Source organism: Reyranella sp., from assembly GCF_965279465.1.
GTDB lineage: Bacteria > Pseudomonadota > Alphaproteobacteria > Reyranellales > Reyranellaceae > Reyranella.
Genome location: NZ_OZ257242.1, coordinates 7,244,978 through 7,262,446, shown reverse-complemented (window position 1 = coordinate 7,262,446; position 17,469 = coordinate 7,244,978). Strand labels below are relative to the sequence as shown.

Sequence of the window (17,469 nt, the reverse complement as noted above, 5' to 3'; positions counted from 1 at the left end):
TTGAAGCCGCTCCTCGACTGGCTGCTGGCCGAGGGGCGCCTCGAGAGGCGCTTCGATCGCCTCGTCGACCAGCTGATGAGCCGCGCGGTCGCTGCGGGGGTGCCGATCTGGCGGTTCTATATCGGCCTGCAACTCGTCCATCCGCAGATGGTGGCGACCGGCGTGCTGTGGCGTCGCGGCCAGGGATACGAGGAAGTGCCGCGCCTTCACGGCATCCTCGAAAGCCCGGCCTTTATCGGCAGCCCGATGCAGGAGGTGCGCCAGAAGGGGACGCCCGTGCGCTACTGCCTGACTGACTTGCCGGAGACTGCCCACGCGGTGCTGCACGAGCTGCAGTCAGGCGGCGGCACGGATTATGTCGCCTTCCCGATGCGACTCGGCCGGCCGGGCTCGATCCCCGTCGCGTCTTTCGCCACCGACCGGGCGAGCGGCTTCACCGATGAGGACGTCGCCGACTTGCGCCGCCTCGTCGACATGATGGCGCCATTTGCGGAAATCTACATCTATCGCAACATCGCCGAAACAGTGACGGACACCTATCTCGGCCACATCGTCGGTGAGCAGATCCTGGGCGGGCTGATCAAGCGCGGCGACGGCCGCGAGATCAATGCGGTGCTGTGGTTTTCCGACCTGCGCGACTTCACCGGGCTGAACGAGCGCATGGCGGCATCCGACCTGCTGGAACTGCTCAACAACTACCTGCAGCTCGTGGGCGACGCCCTGAAGGCCTACGGTGGAGAGATACTGAAGTTCATCGGCGACGGGGTGATGGCCTATTTCCCCGCGGAAGATGCGCTCTTCCTGCCAATGGTGACCAATAATGCGATCGGCGCGGCCCGGCGTCTGATCGACGACATCGAGTCGGCCAACGAGGCGCGCGCGACCGGTGGCAACGACCCGGTGCGTTGCGGCGTCGGCCTGCACGTCGGGCCGGTCACGTTCGGCAACATCGGCACAGAGGACCGGCTCGACTTCACGGTCATCGGTCCCGCCGTCAATCGCGCGGCGCGGCTCGAGAGCCTGACCAAGGTGCTCGGCGCGCCGATACTCGCTTCGGCCGAGTTCAACGCCGTGAGCACCATCCCGTTGAAATCGCTCGGCAAGCACCGGCTGCGCGGCGTGCCCGAGCCGGTCGAGGTCTTCACACTGCCGGACTAGCGATCGCCCATCGCGCGCAGGGCTGCTGCGCAGTCGGTGCGACTCCTCGATCGTGCCAGCCGATCATCGATGGCACCATAGGCCTGCTCGATGGCGCGCCAGTCCTGTTCGGGCAGGACCTTCAGGGCAACGGACAGGACATCGCGGGCCTCGATACGGGCATGCAGCCGGCAGAAGCGGGCATAGTCATCCGCCAGCACGGCGACCTGCGGTCCCGCCATGGGGTCGCCCTTCTCCCAGTAGGCGAGTGCGGTGCGCAGGCGGTCGAGATAGCCCAGGCAGGTCGCATGGTCCCGTTTCGCGCGCTTCACGGCACGCTCCGCTCCGGCATCGCGGCGCAGAACGGCCTGGAACAGATGCTTCTCTTCCGCCGGCTGATGCAGCCTTTGTGGGAACCGCTCGACGTAGTGGAGCAGCCGGCGCAACTGGGTGAAATCCGGCGGCGTGCCAGCCTTCAGGCTCCGGCGGGCAATCGTCCGCATGGCAAGCAGAGTAGACGACATCGCCCGTTGGCGATCGTGCATGATCTCGATGGCGCGTTGCATGACGCAAGCAGGCCACGGGGCAGATCGAAAGCCCTTGATCCAGATCAAAGGGCGGTCAGGTCAGACCAGCGTTTTCCAGCCCTCGATCCAGCCCAGCGCTTCCTCGTCGGGCAGCGGCTGGGAGGAGGCGTCGACCTCGAGCCGCTGGCCGAGCTTCTTCGCACCGCACAGCTCGAACACCTTGTCGACCTTCTTGCCGCCGCCGCAGTAGGTATCCTGGTAGGTCATGTCGCCCAGCGCGATTACGCCATAGCGGTGACCCGACAGGTCGGGCCGCTCGCGCTCCAGCGTCTCGGCCAGCGGCAGAATGTTGGTCGGGATGTCTCCAGAGCCGTGCGTCGCGCAGACCACCAGCAGCACGTCGTGCGCTTCGAGGTCAGTCTTGGTCGCCGCTTTGTCGGTGACGTCGACGGTGTGGCCGGCGGTGCCCAGCACCGGCTTCAGCGCGTCGGCCACCATCTGGGCATTGCCCGACTCGGTGCCGACCAGGATCAGAATGTTCGCCATCGTTTCGGAAATACGGCAGCGCAGTCCGCCCTGCGACGCGACAAGTCCGCGCTGGCGCGGATGAGTTGGCGCAGTTCATGGCCTCATGCCAGTCTGCCGACCATGGATGAACCTCCTGTCCTGTCCGCCCTCGACGGCGGCGTCCTGACCCTGACGCTCAATCGCCCGGCGCGGCTGAACGCCATGAACAATGCCCTGATCGAGGCGATGAACCGCGAGTTGGCGAGAGCCAAGGACGACTCGGTCGTCCGCGCGGTGCTGCTGACCGGGACCGGCCGCGGCTTCTGTGCCGGCGCCGACCTGGCAGGTGGGGGCACGGTCGATGCATCGGCACACGAGCCACCCGACCTCGGCACCAACATGGACCGCCTGTTCAACCCGATGATCCGGGCCATGCGGGAACTGCCCAAGCCGATCGTCGGCGCGATCAACGGCGTGGCGGCGGGCGGTGGTGCCAACCTCGCTCTTGCCTGCGACATCGTCCTCGCCGCCCGCTCGGCGCGCTTCGACCAGGCCTTCGTGCGCATCTCGCTGATGCCCGATCTCGGCGGCACCTATTTCCTGCCGCACACGGTAGGCGACGCCCGCGCCCGTGCGCTCGGTATGCTGGGCACGTCGGTGCCGGCCGGGGAGGCCGCGCGCATGGGCATGATCTGGCAGGTCGTCGACGACGCGGCGCTGATGGATGAGGCAACCGCGCTCGCCGGCCGGCTCGCGTCGGGGCCGACGCTGTCCTACGCCGCGATCAAGCTGGCGATCAATGCCGCCGCCACCAATACGCTCGACCAGCAGCTCGACCTCGAGCGTGACAGCCAGCGCCTGCTCGGCAAGAGCGCAGACAACAAGGAAGGGGTAGCCGCTTTCCTCGCCAAGCGGCCGGCACAATTCACAGGACGATGAGACGATGACCTATACGCAGATCACCCTGGTCAAGGCCGACGGCCTGGCCACGCTCACCCTCAGCCAGCCCGAGAAGCTCAACGCGGTCTCGCGCAAGATGATCGCCGAGATCAAGGCGGCGTGGGAGGATATCGCGGCCGACGGCTCCGTTCGCGCCGTGCTGCTGACCGGCGCCGGCCGCGGATTCTGTGCCGGTGCCGACCTCGCCGATCCGGACCGCGCCAACAGCCCGACGGCCGATTCCGGCGCCGCGCTGGAGCAGTTCTTCAATCCGGTGATCCGGTCCATGCGCGCCCTGCCCAAACCCATCGTGGCGGCGGTCAACGGCGTGGCGGCGGGCGTGGGCATGAGCTTCGCGCTGGCCGCCGACATCGCCGTGGCCGGCAAGTCGGCTTCCTTCCTGCAGGCCTTCGCTCGCATCGGCCTGCTGCCCGACGGCGGCAGCACGTGGTTCCTGCCGCGCCTCGTGGGCGACGCCCGTGCCCGCGCGCTGACCCTGCTGGCGCCGCAGATCAAGGCCGAGCAGGCCAAGGAATGGGGCCTGATCTGGGACGTGGTCGAGGATGCCGAGCTGATGAAGACGGCGACCGACCTGGCCCGCCGGCTGGCCGACGGGCCGACCCTGTCGCTCGCGCGCATCAAAGAGGCGCTGAACAGGGCCAGCGGCAACGACCTCGGCGCACAGCTCGACGTCGAGCGCGACTTCCAGCGCGAGCTCGGCAAGAGCGAGGATTTCAAGGAGGGCGTCCAGGCCTTCCTCGCCAAGCGCAAGGCGAACTTCAAAGGAAAATGACGGGAGAGACGACGATGACGACGCCGCACAAGGAAATCACCTCGGGCCTGAAATTCCCCGAGGGTCCGATCGCCATGCCGGACGGCTCGGTGATCCTGGTCGAGATCGCGCGCGAGACGCTGACCCGCGTCATGCCGGACGGCAAGCAGCACATCGTCGCCAAGCTGGGCGGCGGCCCGAACGGCGCGGCAATGGGGCCGAACGGCAAGATCTATGTCTGCAACAACGGCGGCTTCAACTGGATCGAGCGGCCAGACGGCCGGCTGTTCCCGGGCACGCAGCCCGCGTCGTACAAGACCGGCTCGATCCAGGTGGTCGATCCCGAGACCGGCAAGTTCGAGACGCTGTACGACTCGTGCAACGGCCGCAGGCTGAACGGGCCGAACGACCTCGTGTTCGACAAGGACGGCGGCTTCTGGTTCACCGACTTGGGCAAGACGCGCGAGCACGATAACGATCGCGGCGCCGTCTATTACGCAAAGGCGGACGGCTCGAAGATCGAGCAGAAGGTGTTTCCGCTCGAGCGCCCGAACGGCTGCGGCCTGTCGCCCGACGAGAAGACGCTCTATGTCGTCGAGACGCCTACTGCGCGCTGCTGGGCGTTCGATCTCTCCGCGCCGGGCGAGATCAAGGATGCCAACGGCCCCTATCGCGGCGAGAAGGGCCGAGTGATCGCGGGGCTCGGCGGGTACCAGATGTTCGATTCCCTGGCGGTCGATTCGGCCGGTCACATCTGCGTCGCGACTCTGATCACCGGCGCGGTGTCCGACATCTCGCCCGACGGCCAGACGGTGGTGCAGTTCAAGCTTCCCGACCCGATGGTCACCAACGTCTGCTTCGGCGGCAAGGATCTGCGCACCGCCTTCGCCACCCTGTCGATGACCGGCAAGCTGGTCAGCTTCGAATGGCCGCGGCCGGGGCTGAAGCTGAACTATCTGAACAAGTAAACGGTCCGCTGAATCTTGGTCCTTCTCGGCATCTTCGGATACGATAGCTTATGGTTCACGATCGGATCACCGTTAATCCCGCTGTGTGCACGGGTAAGCCCTGCATACGGCATCGGCGATCGGCCTCGACGGCTGCGGACACCGAACGAATGACATTGTCGGCAGCGTCTTCGTGGTGGGGCGCGAGCGCGTGAGACGGCGACGATTGCCGATGTAGAAGCTCCTCTACCCCTTCGCTTGCGCGCGGACTTCGCGGCTGGCGATGACCTTGCCGGCGGCGTAGGCCTCGTGATTGGCGTCGACGTCGCCGAGCTTGTAGCGGTAGTTCACCATCATCGCGTAGGACTGCTTCAGGCCGTTGGTGCTGGTGTCGGCGATCCAGTTGATGCGCTCGACGATCGCGCCGTTGCCGAGATGGAAGTGGGCGACGCGATCGAGCGCGCGGCCTTTCTCGTCGGTGCTGGTGAGAAAGCGCGCGGCCATGCGGGTCAGGATCGGGCGGAGCGCCTTGTCGATCGCCGGCACCTCCCACCACACCGGACGATCGAGCAGCTTGCGGACGGCGGCAGCGCCGGTTGCTTCATCGGTGACGGGAGCCAGCGAGGCGATCTCGCTGTGGGTCAGCGCCGCGTTGCCTTCGGTCTTCAGACAATCGTCGATGTGGCGACGCAGGGCGGGGACCGGCGAGAGCGTTGCGAAGTCGCGGAGGTTGGGCAGGTCGCGCGCGAGTTGCTCGGCCACCCGCTTGATCAGGAAGTTGCCGAAGCTGATGCCGGCGAGCCCTTGCTGGCAGTTCGAGATCGAATAGAAGATCGCCGTGTTCGCACCCTCGGCGTCCGACGTCTCGGCCTTGGCGTCGAGCAGGCGCTGTACGTTGCCGGCGAGGCCGTTCACTAGGGCGACCTCGACGAAGATCAGCGGCTCGTCCGGCATGCGCGGATGGAAGAAGGCGAAGCAGCGCCGATCGGAATCGAGCCGGTTCTTTAGGTCGCGCCATGAGCGGATCGCGTGCACGGCCTCGTAGGCGACGAGCTTCTCCAGGAGCGCCGCCGGCGCGCGCCAGTCGATCCGTACCAGGTCGAGGAAGGCGACGTCGAACCAGGCACTGAGCAGCGGACGCAGGTCTTCGCTCAGGGTCCGTGTCGCGGCGTCGGTACGGCCGAGCGTCAGCAGCTCGGCGCGCAGGTCGACCACGAACTTCACACCCTGCGGCACGCCGACGAACTCGCGCAGCAGCCGAACGGCGGGCGGCTCGAGCGTCTTCATCAGGGTGCGAGGCGGCTCCTTGGTGGCTCGCCAACGCTCGACCTCGGCCACCGCCGCGTCGCGCGGCAGTCCGTAGTCGTGTGCCAGGGTCAGCAGGAATTTCTTGCGGCCGGCCGGCGAAAGCGACAGGTATGCCTGCCCCAGCTCCGCCGCACGGCCGCGTCGCGCGGTCTCGCCGCCCTTGCCTTCCAGGCACGCGTCGATGCGGTTCTTGAGGCGCGGAATGTCGTCGTCGGGAAGGTCGGGACGCAGCGGTGCACCGACGGCCTCGCGCGCACCGCGTGCGGTCTCGACGAAGGCATTGCGCAGACGTTCGAGCGTGCGGCTGGCGGTGTTGGAGAAGGGAAGTGCCATGCCGCGGATTATGTCATGGCGAACGTGTCACTCCAGTGGCGTCAATTTCCAGTGTGGCGGACGGGTTTTCTGCGCAATGCCGCGTGCGCCCATGCGGCCCAACCATGCAGCAAGTCGCGGCATGATGATGTCGGAGGGGAGTGCCTTTAGACTGGGCTCGATGCATGGCGCATCTTTTCCTGACATAATGACTGATCTCAGGAGCCAAGAGATGACCGAGATCATTTTTGTAGTCGAGGAGGCGCCCGAGGGGGGGTACTTGGCGCGCGCTGTCGGAGAATCGATCTTTGCCTAGGCGGAGTCCGTTTCCGAGCTGCATGAGCGTGTGCGGGATGCCGTGCAGTGCCATTTCGACGTCGGAATGGGGCCAAAACTGATTCGTCTGCATTTCGCAAGGGACCAAGTGATTGCGGCATGAGATTGCCGCGTGACCTTTCGGGCGTGGATTTGGCGAAGGCGCTTGGCCGAGTCGGCTATCGTGTCGTCAGGCAGACGGGCAGCCATCTTCGCCTCAGTCGAGACGGGTCAACCCAGCATCACATAACCATTCCGGCGCACGATCCGTTGAAGAAGGCCGCCACCTCTCGCCGTGCTTTTCCGGCGCCTGGGGCGAGGGCAGGATGCGCTTGCGGAAGGCCTTCATGTACGCTTTGCGCAGGCTATAGTCGTCGAGCGGCAGCACGTCCGGGCGGCCGAGCCGGAACATCAGGAACATCTCGGCGCTCCAGCGGCCGATACCGCGCAAAGTGACCAGGCGCTCGATCAACTCGGCATCGGCAAGGGCGTGGGCCTCGTCGAGGCTCGGCAACTCGCCGCCCTGAACCCGGCGGGCCAGATCCTGCACCGCCAGCACCTTGGCGCGCGACAGGCCGCAGCTCCGCAATGCCTCGTCGGTCGCGCTGGTATGTGCCGCGGCGTGACGCCGTCCTTCGCGCGCGGAAACAGCGCCTCGACCCGGCCGTAGATCGTGGCGGCGGCCTTGTTCGATAGCTGCTGGTAGACGATCGCCTTGGCCAGCGCGCCGAACAGGCTGCGCAAGGACTTGAGTTCCATCGCAAACGGCCCGACGGAAGCCATGATCTCGCCGAGCGCCGAATCGGCGGCCTTCAGATGGCGAACGGCCTTGTTCGGGTCGAAGCCAAACTCAGCCATGGCGCCGGTCGAGGGCCGCGAATAATGGCCCCGCGCTCACCGCGGCCGCACCCTCGATTTCCAGGATACGCCGCTTGGTCGCGACACCGCCGCTGGCAGAGAAGCCGCCCATCTTGCCGTCCGCGCCCAGCACGCGATGACACGGCATGATGATGGCGATCGGGTTCTTACCCATCGCCTGACCGACCTCCCGCGATTCATGTGGCACGCCGAGGCGCCTGGCGATCTCGCCGTAGGTCATGGTCTGGCCGGCGGGAATCTTCCGCGCGATCTCGTAGGCGCGCTGGTGGAATTCGGGAGCGGCGCCGAAGTCGAGCGCCACATCACTGAGATCGATCGGATCGCCTGCAAGCAGTGCCAGCACGCGGTCGATGACCTTCTGCATGTCCGGCGGCGGGGCTTGCTCCTCGGCCTCCGGCCAGCGGCGCGCGATCCGAGCCCGCGTTGCGGCCGGGTTGGCTTCGGGCAGCTGCAGACCGATGATTTTATCGACCTGCCAGACGAGGCTGCAGGTGCCGATCGGCGTCTCGAAGAGAGTGAAGCCTGGAGCGGTCATACCGATACCTTGTCATGAAACTGGCACTGACACCCAGTATGTTGGGGGGATTGCTTCTAATGTGGAGTCCTTGGATTGATCTATCCGCGGGCCGATATTGATTTGCGCCTCAAGCATGCGGTACGCCGCCACCGGGCGCTCAGCCGTGAGGGACTCCTAGAGCGGCTGTTCGAACGCCTCTTTCGCGGGCTCGTATACACCCAGATCTGGGAGGACCCCGAGGTCGATCTCGAGGCGCTGGCGCTGCAGTCCGACAGCCATGTCGTGGCGATCGCCTCGGGCGGCTGCAACGTCCTTTCCTACCTGACCGGAGATCCCGCCCGGATCACCGCCGTCGATCTCAGCGGCGCACACGTGGCGCTCAATCGCCTGAAGCTGGTGGCCGCCAGCCGGTTGCCGTCATGGGAAGTGTTCTACCGCTTCTTCGGTTCGGCCGATGACGAGGCCAATGTCGCGGCCTACGAGCGGCTGATCGCGCCTCATCTCGACGCGCAGAGCCGTTCCTATTGGGAAGGCCGCTCGCCGCATCAACTCGGGCGTCGGCGCATCTCGATCTTCGCGCGCAATGCCTATCGCCACGGCGTGCTCGGCCGCTTCATCGGCGTCACGCACGCGGTCTGCCGGGCCTATGGCGTGGACCTGCACGAGTTGTTGGGCGCCCGCACGCTGGAGGAGCAGCGCGAGTTCTTCGAGACGACGCTGGCGCCACTTTTCGACAAGCGCGCGGTGCGCTGGGCCACCGCCAACCGGTTGTCGCTTTACGGCCTCGGCATTCCACCCGCGCAGTACGAAGCGCTGGCCGCAGGCAGCGACGTGCGTCATGTGCTGCGCGCCCGCCTCGAGCGCCTGACCTGCGGCTTCAGTCTCGACGACAACTACTTTGCCTGGCAGGCGTTCGGCCGCTCCTATGCCGCCAATGCGGCGGGGCCTCTGCCGCCCTACCTCCGGCGCGAGCATTTCGATGCGGTGCGGGCGCGGGTCGATCGGGTCGAGGTGCTGAACCGTTCGATCACGGAATATCTCGCCGGCTGTGCCGATTCATCGCGCGACCGCTACGTGCTGCTGGACGCACAGGACTGGATGACCGACGCCCAGCTCAACGCCCTGTGGCGGGAAATCACCCGCACCGCCCGGCCCGGGGCGCGGGTGATCTTCCGCACTGCCGCCGAGCCCTCGCTTCTGCCGGGACGCCTGGATGACGCGCTGCTCAGCCGCTGGCGCTACGAGGCCGAGCAATCGCAGGCGCTCAGTGTGCGCGACCGGTCGGCGATCTATGGCGGCTTCCATCTCTATGTCCTCGAAGGCTGACGAATGAGCGACCTCGCTGCGCCGGGCGTCCTGATGGACCGCATCTATCGTCGCCAGCGACATGTCTACGACGTAACGCGCAAATTCTATCTGCTCGGCCGTGACCGGCTGATCCGTCGGCTGAATCCGCCGGCCGGCGGCAGGGTGCTGGAGATCGGTTGCGGCACGGCCCGCAATCTGATCGTGGCGGCGCATGCCTATCCCGATGTCCACTTCTTCGGCATCGACATCTCCACCGAGATGCTGGAGACGGCCCGCCGGCTGGTCGCCCGCGAGAGCATCTCCGCAGACATCCGGCTGGCGCGCGCCGACGCCACGACCTTCGATCCCGCGCTACTGTTCGGCGTTCCGGGATTCTCGCGCATCTTCGTATCCTACAGCCTGTCGATGATCCCTGGCTGGCAGGCCGTGCTCGAGCGTGCGCTGACCTGGCTGGCACCCGGCGGCGAGCTGCATGTCGTCGACTTCGGCGGGCAGGAGCATTTGCCCGACTGGTTCCGTCTCGGTCTGCGGCAGTGGCTCCGGCTGTTTCATGTCACGCCACGTGACTCGCTCGAAGCGGAACTCACGTTGATCGGCCTCCGCGCGGGAGCACTGACCGTTTTCGAGCGGCCGTTCCGGGGCTACGCCCAATACGGCATCTGCCGCCGTCTCGCTGGCTGATCTCGCATGGCGGACAGGCATTGGCAGGGGCAGCGCCCGGTGCTAACCGGGCAGGCACAATCGTTGTGCCGGGAGTAGCCCAAGATGACCGAAGCCTTCATCTGCGACGCCATTCGTACCCCCGTCGGCCGCTATAATGGCGGCTTGGGCGCCATGCGGGTCGATGACCTGGCGGCCCATCCCATCAAGGCGCTGATGCAGCGCAACGCCAATGTCGACTGGGGCGGTGTGGACGACGTGATCTATGGTTGCGTCAACCAGGCCGGTGAGGACAACCGCAACGTGGCGCGCATGGCGGGCCTGCTGGCTGGTCTGCCGGTCGAGGTCGCCGGTGCGACCGTCAATCGCCTGTGCGGCTCGGGACTCGAAGCGGCGGGCCATGCGGCGCGCGCGGTGAAGCTCGGCGAGGCCGATATGATGATCGCCGGCGGCGTCGAGGGCATGACCCGCTCGCCCTATGTCATGGGCAAGCCGGAAGGCCCTTTCGACCGCAACATGAAGCTCGAGGACACTGTGCTCGGATGGCGCTTCGTCAACCCGAAGATGAAGGCGGCCTACGGCATCGATCCGATGGGCCAGACCGCGGAGAATGTCGCGACCGAGCATCAGATCAGCCGCACAGACCAGGATGCCTTCGCCTATCGTAGCCAGCGCCGCTGCAAGGCCGCGCAGGACCGCGGCTTCTTCGACAAGGAGATCGTCAAGGTCTGCGTCAAGAAGGGCAAGGCTGAGGTGATCGTCGACAAGGACGAGCATCCGCGCGGCGATACCACGATGGAGACGCTGTCGAAGCTGTCGGCCGCGTTCCGCGACGGCGGCTCGGTGACGGCGGGCAATTCCTCGGGCATCAACGATGGCGCCTGCGCCATGATCATCGCCTCGGAAGCCGCCGCCAAGGCCAACGGCCTCACCCCCCGTGCACGCATCCTTGGCGCCGTCTCGGCCGGTGTGCCGCCGCGGGTGATGGGCATCGGCCCGGTGCCGGCTACGCGCAAGCTGCTCGCCAAGCTCGGCATGACGACCAAGGATTTCGACACGATCGAGCTCAACGAGGCCTTCGCCGCCCAGGCGCTCGCCGTGCTGCGCCAGCTCGGCCTCGCCGACGACGGGGAGCAGGTGAACCCGAACGGCGGCGCGATCGCGCTCGGCCACCCGCTCGGCGCTTCCGGCGGTCGGCTGATGATCACTGCGCTCAACCAGCTCGAGGTGACGGGCGGCAAACGGGCCCTCTGCACCATGTGCATCGGCGTCGGGCAGGGCATCGCGCTGGCTCTGGAACGCGTCTAATGCTGCGGCGGCTGCTCGCTCGCTCGAAGCGGAAGGCAATCAGGCCGTCGCGCTTAAGTTGATTCCCGCCTGGCGCATCTCGGCCAGCATCTTGTTGCGGCTGCCGTCGAGGTCGATTGCAGCCGTGGCCTCGACCACGACGGCAGCATCGAAGCCGGCCTGCCGGGCATCGATCGCCGACCAGGCGACGCAATAGTCCAGGGCGAGGCCGCAGAGCATCAGCCGGGTAAAGCCGCGCTCCTTCAGGTAACCGTCGAGCCCGGTACGCGTCACGCGGTCGTTCTCGCGGAACGCCGAGTAGGAATCGATGCCGGTGTGGAACCCCTTGCGCACGATCAGCTCTGCCTTGGTGGCGTCGACGCCGGGATGGAACGCCGCGCCCGGGGTGCCTTGCACGCAATGCGCCGGCCACAGGGTCTGCGGACCGTAGGAGAAGTTCATGGTGCTGAACGGGGCGGCATTCTGCCAGGATGCGGCAAAGGAGGCATGGCCGGCGGGATGCCAGTCCTGCGTCAGCACGACGTGGTCGAAGCGGCCGATCAGGCGGTTGACCAGCGGCACGATCGCGTTGGCGCCCGGCACGGCGAGCGCACCGCCGTCGCAAAAATCGTTCTGCATGTCGATCACGATCAACGCCTCGTTGGGCATTCCGATCACTCCCTCAAATCGCCGGTATGTCTCCCAAGGCCTGCTCGCTCTCGAAGGCGGCGATCCATGAGCAGAGCGAACCGCCTTCGATCGCGCTGCGCAAGCCGCGCATGACGTCCTGATAGTAGTGGAGATTGTGCCAGGTCAGCAGCATGGCGCCGAGGATCTCCTCGCTGCGGATCAGGTGATGAAGGTAGGCGCGGCTGTGATGGCGGCAGGCGGGGCAACCGCACCGCTCGTCGATCGGCCGCGGATCGTCGCGATGGCGCGCGTTGCGCAGGTTGATCTCGCCACGCCGGGTGAAGCCCTGCGCCGTCCGTCCGGCGCGCGTCGGCATCACACAATCGAACATGTCGATGCCGCGCTTCACGGCCCCCACGATGTCCGCCGGTCGGCCCACACCCATCAGGTAACGCGGTCGATCGGCAGGCAGCTGCGGCACGGTCGTGTCGAGCGTGGCGAACATCATCGCCTGGCCTTCACCGACTGCGAGGCCGCCGACCGCGTAGCCGTCGAAGCCGATATCGATCAGCGTCTTCGCGCTCTCCGAACGTAGAGCAGGATAGATGCTGCCCTGCACGATGCCGAATAGGCCGTAGCCCGGCCGGTCCTCGAAGGCGCGCCGGCCGCGTGCTGCCCACTTCATCGACAGCCGCATCGACTCGGCGGCCACCGGCTCCTCGACCGGCCAGGTCGTGCATTCGTCGAACGACATGGTGATGTCGGCATCGAGCAGGTTCTGGATCTCGACCGAGCGTTCGGGCGTGAGGCGATGTTGCGAGCCGTCGCTCGGCGAGCGGAAGGTGACGCCGTCGGGATCGAGCTTGCGCAGCTCCTTCAAGGACATGACCTGGAAGCCGCCCGAGTCGGTGAGGATCGGGCCGGGCCAGTTCATGAACTTGTGCAGCCCGCCCAGCGCCGCCACGCGCTCCGCGCCGGGCTTCAGCATCAGGTGGAAGGTGTTGCCGAGCACGATCTGCGCGCCGGTCTCGGCGACCGATTGCGGCATCATCGCCTTTACCGTGCCGGCGGTCCCGACCGGCATGAAAGTTGGCGTCTCGACGGTCCCATGCGCGGTCGTCAGGCGGCCGCGACGCGCGGCGCCGTCGGTGCGCAAGAGGTCGAAGGACAGGCTCATCGCCGCAACAGACAACAATCGCCGTAGGAATAGAAGCGGTATCGCGCGGCGACGGCGTGCGCATAGGCGCTCTTCATGCGTTCCAGTCCCGCGAAGGCCGAAACCAGCATGAACAGGGTCGAGCGCGGCAGATGGAAGTTGGTCAGCAGCAGGTCCACCACCCGGAAGCGATAGCCCGGCGTGATGAAGATGTCCGTTTCGCCGGCCCAGGCGCGGATCGGTCCGTCGCGCGCTACCGTTTCGAGCAGGCGCAGCGCAGTCGTGCCGATGCTGACGACGCGCTTGGCGGTGGCGATGGCGTTAGCCGTCGCCTGCGGGACCTCGCCCCATTCGGCATGCATGGTGTGCTGCTCGGTGTCATCGACCCGTAAAGGCTGGAAAGTGCCGGCGCCGACATGCAGTGTGACGTTGGCCGTGCGCACGCCGGCGTCGTCGAGGGCCGCCATCAGCTCGGGCGTGAAATGCAGGCCGGCTGTCGGCGCGGCGACCGAGCCATCCACCTTGGCGAACAGAGTCTGATAGTCGGCGCGATCGCGCGCATCGGCCGTACCGCCGCGGATATAGGGCGGCAGCGGCACGGCTCCGGCGCTTTCAATGGCGGCCATCAGCTCCGCGCCGCCCCGGTCGAAGACGATATCGATCGACCCGTCGTCGTGCTTGGCCGCGACCCGGCCGGCCAGCGCGCCGAATGTCAGGATATCGCCATTCTTGAGGCGCTTGCCCGGCCGCGCGAAAGCCAGCCATCGGTCCGCGCCCTGCCGGCGGATCAGCAACACCTCGACCTTGCCGCCGCTCGCCCGCGTCCCGAGCAGGCGCGCCGGGATCACCTTCGTGTCGTTGAACACCAGCAGGTCGCCCGCCTGCAGCAGGTTCGGCAAGTCGCGCACCGTGCGATCGTGCAGGGCGTCAGGCGTCACATCGAGCAGGCGCGCCGAATCCCGTGGCGAGACGGGCCGCTGGGCAATCAGCTCCTGAGGAAGAACGAAATCGAAAAGGTTGACTAGCATTGGTTGCTGCTTTTCCACGATTTGCGTAAATTGCGCAAATCCTGCTTTCTCGACGGAATAGGCGGAAATATCATGGCTCCTGCGAAGATCGTGCCTGCGTCGGAATTTACGCGCAATTTTGGGCGGTACCGAATGCGGGCCCAACGACAACCCGTCGCAGTATCCAACCATGGCCAGATCAGCGGCTATTTCATCGGCCCAGAGGAATACGAGGAGTTCCAGCGCTATCGCGACAGCCGCCGCAGCTTTGCGACGGCAGAGTTAACTGAAGAGAAGATCAAGGCAATCGGTGCCTCCCGCATGCACCCGCGACATGCACATCTCGACAGGATGCTGGACCGCAAATAGCGACCGGTCATGCCGATCCCCAATCCGGAGCCGGGCCTCGTCATCTCCTACTCGTATCTGTGGCATGGCGAACGGGAGATAGGACAGGAAGAAGGGCGCAAGGACAGGCCAAGTGTCATCGTGCTTGCCGTCGTGCAGGAGACGGATGAAACGACTGTTGTGACAGTCCTGCCGATCACCCATAGCGCCCCATCGGATTCAAGGACGGCCGTCGAGCTCCCAATGCAGGTGAAGCGCCATCTTGGTCTCGACGACCTACGTTCATGGATCGTCGTCACCGAGGGAAATGAGTTCATTTGGCCTGGCTACGATCTGCGCAGGCTTCCGAACATCGATCGCTATGACTATGGCTTCCTGCCACCACGTCTCTTCAATCTCGTCGTCAAGGCGTTCTTGAGTTTCCATCGACTTGGCCGTCGGCGTATCGCTTCACGCGAGTGAGAGTGCATCGGCGTCAGGCCGTGCCAGTGTCCATCATCTCGGTCTCGGAATCGTCGGACGGCGAGGTGCTGGTGTCGAGCAGGGCGACGAAGCGGTGCACGCCGTCGACCACGGTCCGCTTCACCCTGGCGCGGGTCTCGAGGCAATGCAGATGCGCCAGCGTCTCGCCGAAGGCGAAGACGACCTGGTTGTTGTCGAGATGGCGCGGGAACAGCACGGGCACCATGTCCCAGCCGGTCGAACCCCGGGAGCCGGTGCGGGCGATCGCCGCGGTGATCTCGTTCAGCCGGGCGTCGTGATGGGCAACCAGCTGGTCGAGCCGCGTATGCATGCCGACGAAGGGGAAGCCGTGGCTCGGCAGCACAAGCGCGTCGGCCGGCAGGCGGCGGAAGCGCGAGAAACCGTCGAGAAACCAGGTCAGGGCGTCGGCGAAGGGCTCGTTTGGCCACACGCCGACATTGGTGCTGATCTTGGGCAGCACCTGGTCGCCGGCGATCAGCACGTTGAGCTCGGGGCACCACAGCGAGGCATGCTCCGGCGCATGGCCGCGGCCGACGACGACGTCCCAGCGATGGCCGCCCAGGGTGATCGGATGGGCATGGATCATGCGCTGGAAGGCCGGCGGCAGCGGCGCCACGCCCTTGGCGTAACCGCCCTTGTGGCGGTGGAACAGGGGAATGCTGTCGGCCGGCACGCCGTTGCGCAGCAGATGGGCCGCGCGCAGGTCCTCGTTCTCGATGAAGTCGTTGCGGGCGGCGACCGCGCTCATGTACTCGCCGAGCGTCATCAGGAGCGGTGCGTTCCAGCGCTCGCACAGCCAGCCGGCGAGGCCGACGTGGTCGGGATGGAGGTGCGTGGCGACGACCCGGATCACCGGCTTGCCGCCGAGGTGATGGGCGAAGATCTTCTCCCACAACTCGCGGGTGGCGTCGGTGTTGATGCCGGTGTCGACGATGGTCCAGCCGTCCTTCTCCTCGATCAGCCACAGGTTGATGTGGTTGAGCTGGAACGGCAGTGGCATGCGCAGCCAGTAGATTCCGGGCGCGACATTCTTGATGACGCCGGGATCCGGGACATCGCCGCAGGGATAGCGCAGCTGGGCCTGCAGGCGCTGGGAGTCGGTGATTGCGTCGGGCATGGCTTCACCCTAGCGGGCGGTGGGGGGCGGTGTCACGGCCGTGGAATGCCTGCCCGCCATGCGATATCGCGCCGGCAAAAGCCTTCCGGCCAATCGATCAGATCGACGGCTCTGTAAGCCCGGGCGCGCGCTTCCTCCACAGTGGGCGCCAGTGCCGTGACATTCAGCACACGGCCGCCGTTGGCCAGGATGCGGCCGCCTTCGGCCTTCGTGCCGGCATGGAAGATTTCGACACCCTCGATCTTCGAGGCGGCCTCGAGACCGCGGATCTCGCTGCCCTTCGGATAGCCGTCCGGATAGCCCCTGGTCGCGAGGATCACGGTCAGCGCCGCGTCGCTCGACCAGCGCAGGTCGAAATGCTTCAGCCCGCCGTCGGCGCAGGCCATGAGGGCCGGCAAAATGTCCGACTTGAGCCGCATCATCAGCACCTGGCATTCGGGATCGCCGAAGCGGCAGTTGTATTCGACGAGCCTCGGACCGGTCTTGCCGATCATCAGACCGGCATAGAGCACGCCTTTGAACGGCGTGCCCGCCTCCTTCAGCGCCTTTACCGTCGGCAGCACGATCTCGCGCATCGCGCGGTCGAACATCGCCTGGTCGAGGATCGCCACCGGCGAATAGGCGCCCATGCCGCCGGTGTTCGGTCCCTTGTCGCCGTCGAAGGCGCGCTTGTGGTCCTGCGCGCCGACCAGCGGCAGCACGTGCTTGCCGTCTGACAGCGCGAAGAGGCTGACCTCCTCGCCCTCCATGAATTCCTCGATCACGACCGAGGCACCGGCGGCGCCGAAGCGGTTGCCCGACAGCATGTCGCGTACCGCCTCGATGGCCTGCTCGACGGTCTCTGCCACGATCACGCCCTTGCCCGCGGCAAGCCCGTCCGCCTTCACCACGATCGGCGCGCCTTGCTCGGCGATGTACGTCTCGGCGGCAGCAAGGTCGGTGAAGCGCTCATAGGCGGCGGTCGGGATGTTGTGCCGCCGGCACAGCTCCTTGGTGAAGCTCTTGGAACCTTCGAGCCGGGCGGCCTGCTTCGACGGACCGAACACCTTGATGCCTGCCGCCGTGAAGGCGTCCGCCATCCCGGCGACCAAGGGAGCGTCCGGCCCGATCACCACGAAGTCGATCTTCTCGCGCCGAGCGAGCGTCACCTGGCCCGGAATATCCTCGGCACCGACCTCGATGCACTCGGCGACCTGGGCGATGCCGGCATTGCCAGGGGCACAGAACAGCTTTGTGCACAGGGGGGATGCGGCTATCGCCCAGCACAGCGCATGTTCGCGGCCACCGCCGCCAACGACCAATATTCGCATCCG

Annotated in this window: 20 protein-coding genes; 10 read left to right on the top strand and 10 right to left on the bottom strand. The window is 66.3% G+C overall.

Annotation, left to right across the window (positions count from 1 at the left end):
- The gene (locus ACQY8M_RS35410) at window positions 1–1,158 is read left to right on the top strand and encodes an adenylate/guanylate cyclase domain-containing protein (protein WP_428666584.1); all 1,158 of its coding nucleotides are present in this window, start codon (window positions 1–3) and stop codon (window positions 1,156–1,158) included.
- Here ACQY8M_RS35410 and ACQY8M_RS35405 read toward each other — a convergent pair.
- Together ACQY8M_RS35405 and ACQY8M_RS35400 are read right to left on the bottom strand one after the other, a co-directional pair.
- Window positions 1,155–1,703, bottom strand: coding sequence for a hemerythrin domain-containing protein (locus ACQY8M_RS35405; RefSeq protein ID WP_428666581.1), 549 nt, complete (start codon window positions 1,701–1,703; stop codon window positions 1,155–1,157). The two genes, ACQY8M_RS35410 and ACQY8M_RS35405, sit on opposite strands and share 4 nt — an antisense overlap.
- A 60-nt stretch (window positions 1,704–1,763) precedes the next feature.
- Window positions 1,764–2,210, bottom strand: coding sequence for a flavodoxin domain-containing protein (locus ACQY8M_RS35400; RefSeq protein WP_428666578.1), 447 nt, complete (start codon window positions 2,208–2,210; stop codon window positions 1,764–1,766).
- Window positions 2,211–2,312: 102 nt separating this feature from the next.
- On the opposite strand from ACQY8M_RS35400, the gene ACQY8M_RS35395 reads away from it, so the two are divergent.
- From ACQY8M_RS35395 to ACQY8M_RS35385, 3 genes are read left to right on the top strand one after another with little or no spacing between them, the layout of a single operon-like run.
- On the top strand, window positions 2,313–3,110 hold the full coding sequence (locus tag ACQY8M_RS35395) for an enoyl-CoA hydratase-related protein (RefSeq protein ID WP_428666575.1): 798 nt from the start codon (window positions 2,313–2,315) through the stop codon (window positions 3,108–3,110).
- A 4-nt stretch (window positions 3,111–3,114) separates the two neighbouring features.
- A complete protein-coding gene (locus ACQY8M_RS35390) occupies window positions 3,115–3,903 on the top strand; it encodes an enoyl-CoA hydratase-related protein (protein WP_428666572.1) in 789 nt (262 codons plus the stop codon).
- Window positions 3,904–3,917: 14 nt separating this feature from the next.
- Entirely contained in the window at window positions 3,918–4,850 is a 933-nt protein-coding gene (locus tag ACQY8M_RS35385) for an SMP-30/gluconolactonase/LRE family protein (RefSeq protein WP_428666569.1), read from the top strand.
- Between the two features lie 225 nt (window positions 4,851–5,075).
- On the opposite strand, the gene ACQY8M_RS35380 is transcribed toward ACQY8M_RS35385, so the two are convergent.
- Window positions 5,076–6,470, bottom strand: coding sequence for a malonyl-CoA decarboxylase domain-containing protein (locus ACQY8M_RS35380; RefSeq protein ID WP_428666566.1), 1,395 nt, complete (start codon window positions 6,468–6,470; stop codon window positions 5,076–5,078).
- A gap of 414 nt (window positions 6,471–6,884) precedes the next feature.
- On the opposite strand from ACQY8M_RS35380, the gene ACQY8M_RS35375 reads away from it, so the two are divergent.
- A complete protein-coding gene (locus ACQY8M_RS35375) occupies window positions 6,885–7,220 on the top strand; it encodes a type II toxin-antitoxin system HicA family toxin (RefSeq protein WP_428666563.1) in 336 nt (111 codons plus the stop codon).
- A 12-nt stretch (window positions 7,221–7,232) separates the two neighbouring features.
- Here the strand turns inward: ACQY8M_RS35375 and ACQY8M_RS35370 are convergent, their stop codons facing one another.
- On the bottom strand, window positions 7,233–7,622 hold the full coding sequence (locus ACQY8M_RS35370) for a hypothetical protein (protein WP_428666560.1): 390 nt from the start codon (window positions 7,620–7,622) through the stop codon (window positions 7,233–7,235).
- Window positions 7,615–8,178, bottom strand: a complete 564-nt coding sequence (locus tag ACQY8M_RS35365; protein WP_428666558.1) for a methylated-DNA--[protein]-cysteine S-methyltransferase — start codon at window positions 8,176–8,178, stop codon at window positions 7,615–7,617. The genes ACQY8M_RS35370 and ACQY8M_RS35365 overlap by 8 nt, the downstream gene beginning before the upstream one ends.
- Before the next feature lie 75 nt (window positions 8,179–8,253).
- Here ACQY8M_RS35365 and ACQY8M_RS35360 point away from each other — a divergent pair, with 75 nt between their 5' ends.
- From ACQY8M_RS35360 to pcaF, 3 genes are all read left to right on the top strand, one after another.
- Window positions 8,254–9,486: a DUF3419 family protein gene (locus ACQY8M_RS35360; RefSeq protein WP_428666555.1), complete on the top strand. Its 1,233-nt coding sequence runs from the start codon at window positions 8,254–8,256 to the stop codon at window positions 9,484–9,486.
- 3 nt (window positions 9,487–9,489) lie between these two features.
- Window positions 9,490–10,149, top strand: a complete 660-nt coding sequence (locus tag ACQY8M_RS35355) for a class I SAM-dependent methyltransferase (protein ID WP_428666553.1) — start codon at window positions 9,490–9,492, stop codon at window positions 10,147–10,149.
- A gap of 84 nt (window positions 10,150–10,233) precedes the next feature.
- On the top strand, window positions 10,234–11,436 hold the full coding sequence (gene pcaF, locus ACQY8M_RS35350) for a 3-oxoadipyl-CoA thiolase (RefSeq protein WP_428666551.1): 1,203 nt from the start codon (window positions 10,234–10,236) through the stop codon (window positions 11,434–11,436).
- 39 nt (window positions 11,437–11,475) lie between these two features.
- Here pcaF and pncA read toward each other — a convergent pair whose 3' ends face one another.
- From pncA to queA, 3 genes are read right to left on the bottom strand one after another with little or no spacing between them, the layout of a single operon-like run.
- Window positions 11,476–12,084, bottom strand: coding sequence for a bifunctional nicotinamidase/pyrazinamidase (pncA, locus tag ACQY8M_RS35345; protein ID WP_428666549.1), 609 nt, complete (start codon window positions 12,082–12,084; stop codon window positions 11,476–11,478).
- 13 nt (window positions 12,085–12,097) lie between these two features.
- Window positions 12,098–13,222, bottom strand: coding sequence for a tRNA guanosine(34) transglycosylase Tgt (gene tgt / locus ACQY8M_RS35340; protein ID WP_428666547.1), 1,125 nt, complete (start codon window positions 13,220–13,222; stop codon window positions 12,098–12,100).
- Window positions 13,219–14,229, bottom strand: a complete 1,011-nt coding sequence (gene queA / locus ACQY8M_RS35335) for a tRNA preQ1(34) S-adenosylmethionine ribosyltransferase-isomerase QueA (RefSeq protein WP_428666545.1) — start codon at window positions 14,227–14,229, stop codon at window positions 13,219–13,221. The genes tgt and queA overlap by 4 nt, the downstream gene beginning before the upstream one ends.
- A 3-nt stretch (window positions 14,230–14,232) precedes the next feature.
- Here queA and ACQY8M_RS35330 point away from each other — a divergent pair, with 3 nt between their 5' ends.
- On the top strand, window positions 14,233–14,577 hold the full coding sequence (locus ACQY8M_RS35330) for a type II toxin-antitoxin system Phd/YefM family antitoxin (RefSeq protein ID WP_428666543.1): 345 nt from the start codon (window positions 14,233–14,235) through the stop codon (window positions 14,575–14,577).
- A 9-nt stretch (window positions 14,578–14,586) separates the two neighbouring features.
- Window positions 14,587–15,018, top strand: a complete 432-nt coding sequence (locus ACQY8M_RS35325) for a hypothetical protein (RefSeq protein WP_428666541.1) — start codon at window positions 14,587–14,589, stop codon at window positions 15,016–15,018.
- A gap of 13 nt (window positions 15,019–15,031) precedes the next feature.
- Here the strand turns inward: ACQY8M_RS35325 and ACQY8M_RS35320 are convergent, their stop codons facing one another.
- Window positions 15,032–16,156, bottom strand: coding sequence for an MBL fold metallo-hydrolase (locus ACQY8M_RS35320; protein ID WP_428666539.1), 1,125 nt, complete (start codon window positions 16,154–16,156; stop codon window positions 15,032–15,034).
- A gap of 32 nt (window positions 16,157–16,188) precedes the next feature.
- Window positions 16,189–17,466 carry a phosphoribosylamine--glycine ligase gene (purD, locus tag ACQY8M_RS35315; protein WP_428666536.1) on the bottom strand — a complete coding sequence of 426 codons (1,278 nt, stop codon included), beginning with the start codon at window positions 17,464–17,466 and terminating at the stop codon, window positions 16,189–16,191.
- Window positions 17,467–17,469: the final 3 nt, after the last annotated feature.

Coding starts and splice junctions, on each gene's coding strand:
- ACQY8M_RS35395 (WP_428666575.1), top strand. CDS start 2,313: ATGGATGAACCTCCTGTCCTGTCCGCCCTCGACGGCGGCGTCCTGACC.
- ACQY8M_RS35325 (WP_428666541.1), top strand. CDS start 14,587: ATGCCGATCCCCAATCCGGAGCCGGGCCTCGTCATCTCCTACTCGTAT.
- ACQY8M_RS35320 (WP_428666539.1), bottom strand. CDS start 16,156: ATGCCCGACGCAATCACCGACTCCCAGCGCCTGCAGGCCCAGCTGCGC.
- pncA (WP_428666549.1), bottom strand. CDS start 12,084: ATGCCCAACGAGGCGTTGATCGTGATCGACATGCAGAACGATTTTTGC.
- ACQY8M_RS35375 (WP_428666563.1), top strand. CDS start 6,885: ATGAGATTGCCGCGTGACCTTTCGGGCGTGGATTTGGCGAAGGCGCTT.
- purD (WP_428666536.1), bottom strand. CDS start 17,466: ATGCGAATATTGGTCGTTGGCGGCGGTGGCCGCGAACATGCGCTGTGC.
- ACQY8M_RS35385 (WP_428666569.1), top strand. CDS start 3,918: ATGACGACGCCGCACAAGGAAATCACCTCGGGCCTGAAATTCCCCGAG.
- queA (WP_428666545.1), bottom strand. CDS start 14,229: ATGCTAGTCAACCTTTTCGATTTCGTTCTTCCTCAGGAGCTGATTGCC.
- tgt (WP_428666547.1), bottom strand. CDS start 13,222: ATGAGCCTGTCCTTCGACCTCTTGCGCACCGACGGCGCCGCGCGTCGC.
- ACQY8M_RS35370 (WP_428666560.1), bottom strand. CDS start 7,622: ATGGCTGAGTTTGGCTTCGACCCGAACAAGGCCGTTCGCCATCTGAAG.
- ACQY8M_RS35390 (WP_428666572.1), top strand. CDS start 3,115: ATGACCTATACGCAGATCACCCTGGTCAAGGCCGACGGCCTGGCCACG.
- ACQY8M_RS35405 (WP_428666581.1), bottom strand. CDS start 1,703: ATGCAACGCGCCATCGAGATCATGCACGATCGCCAACGGGCGATGTCG.
- pcaF (WP_428666551.1), top strand. CDS start 10,234: ATGACCGAAGCCTTCATCTGCGACGCCATTCGTACCCCCGTCGGCCGC.
- ACQY8M_RS35400 (WP_428666578.1), bottom strand. CDS start 2,210: ATGGCGAACATTCTGATCCTGGTCGGCACCGAGTCGGGCAATGCCCAG.
- ACQY8M_RS35380 (WP_428666566.1), bottom strand. CDS start 6,470: ATGGCACTTCCCTTCTCCAACACCGCCAGCCGCACGCTCGAACGTCTG.
- ACQY8M_RS35355 (WP_428666553.1), top strand. CDS start 9,490: ATGAGCGACCTCGCTGCGCCGGGCGTCCTGATGGACCGCATCTATCGT.
- ACQY8M_RS35365 (WP_428666558.1), bottom strand. CDS start 8,178: ATGACCGCTCCAGGCTTCACTCTCTTCGAGACGCCGATCGGCACCTGC.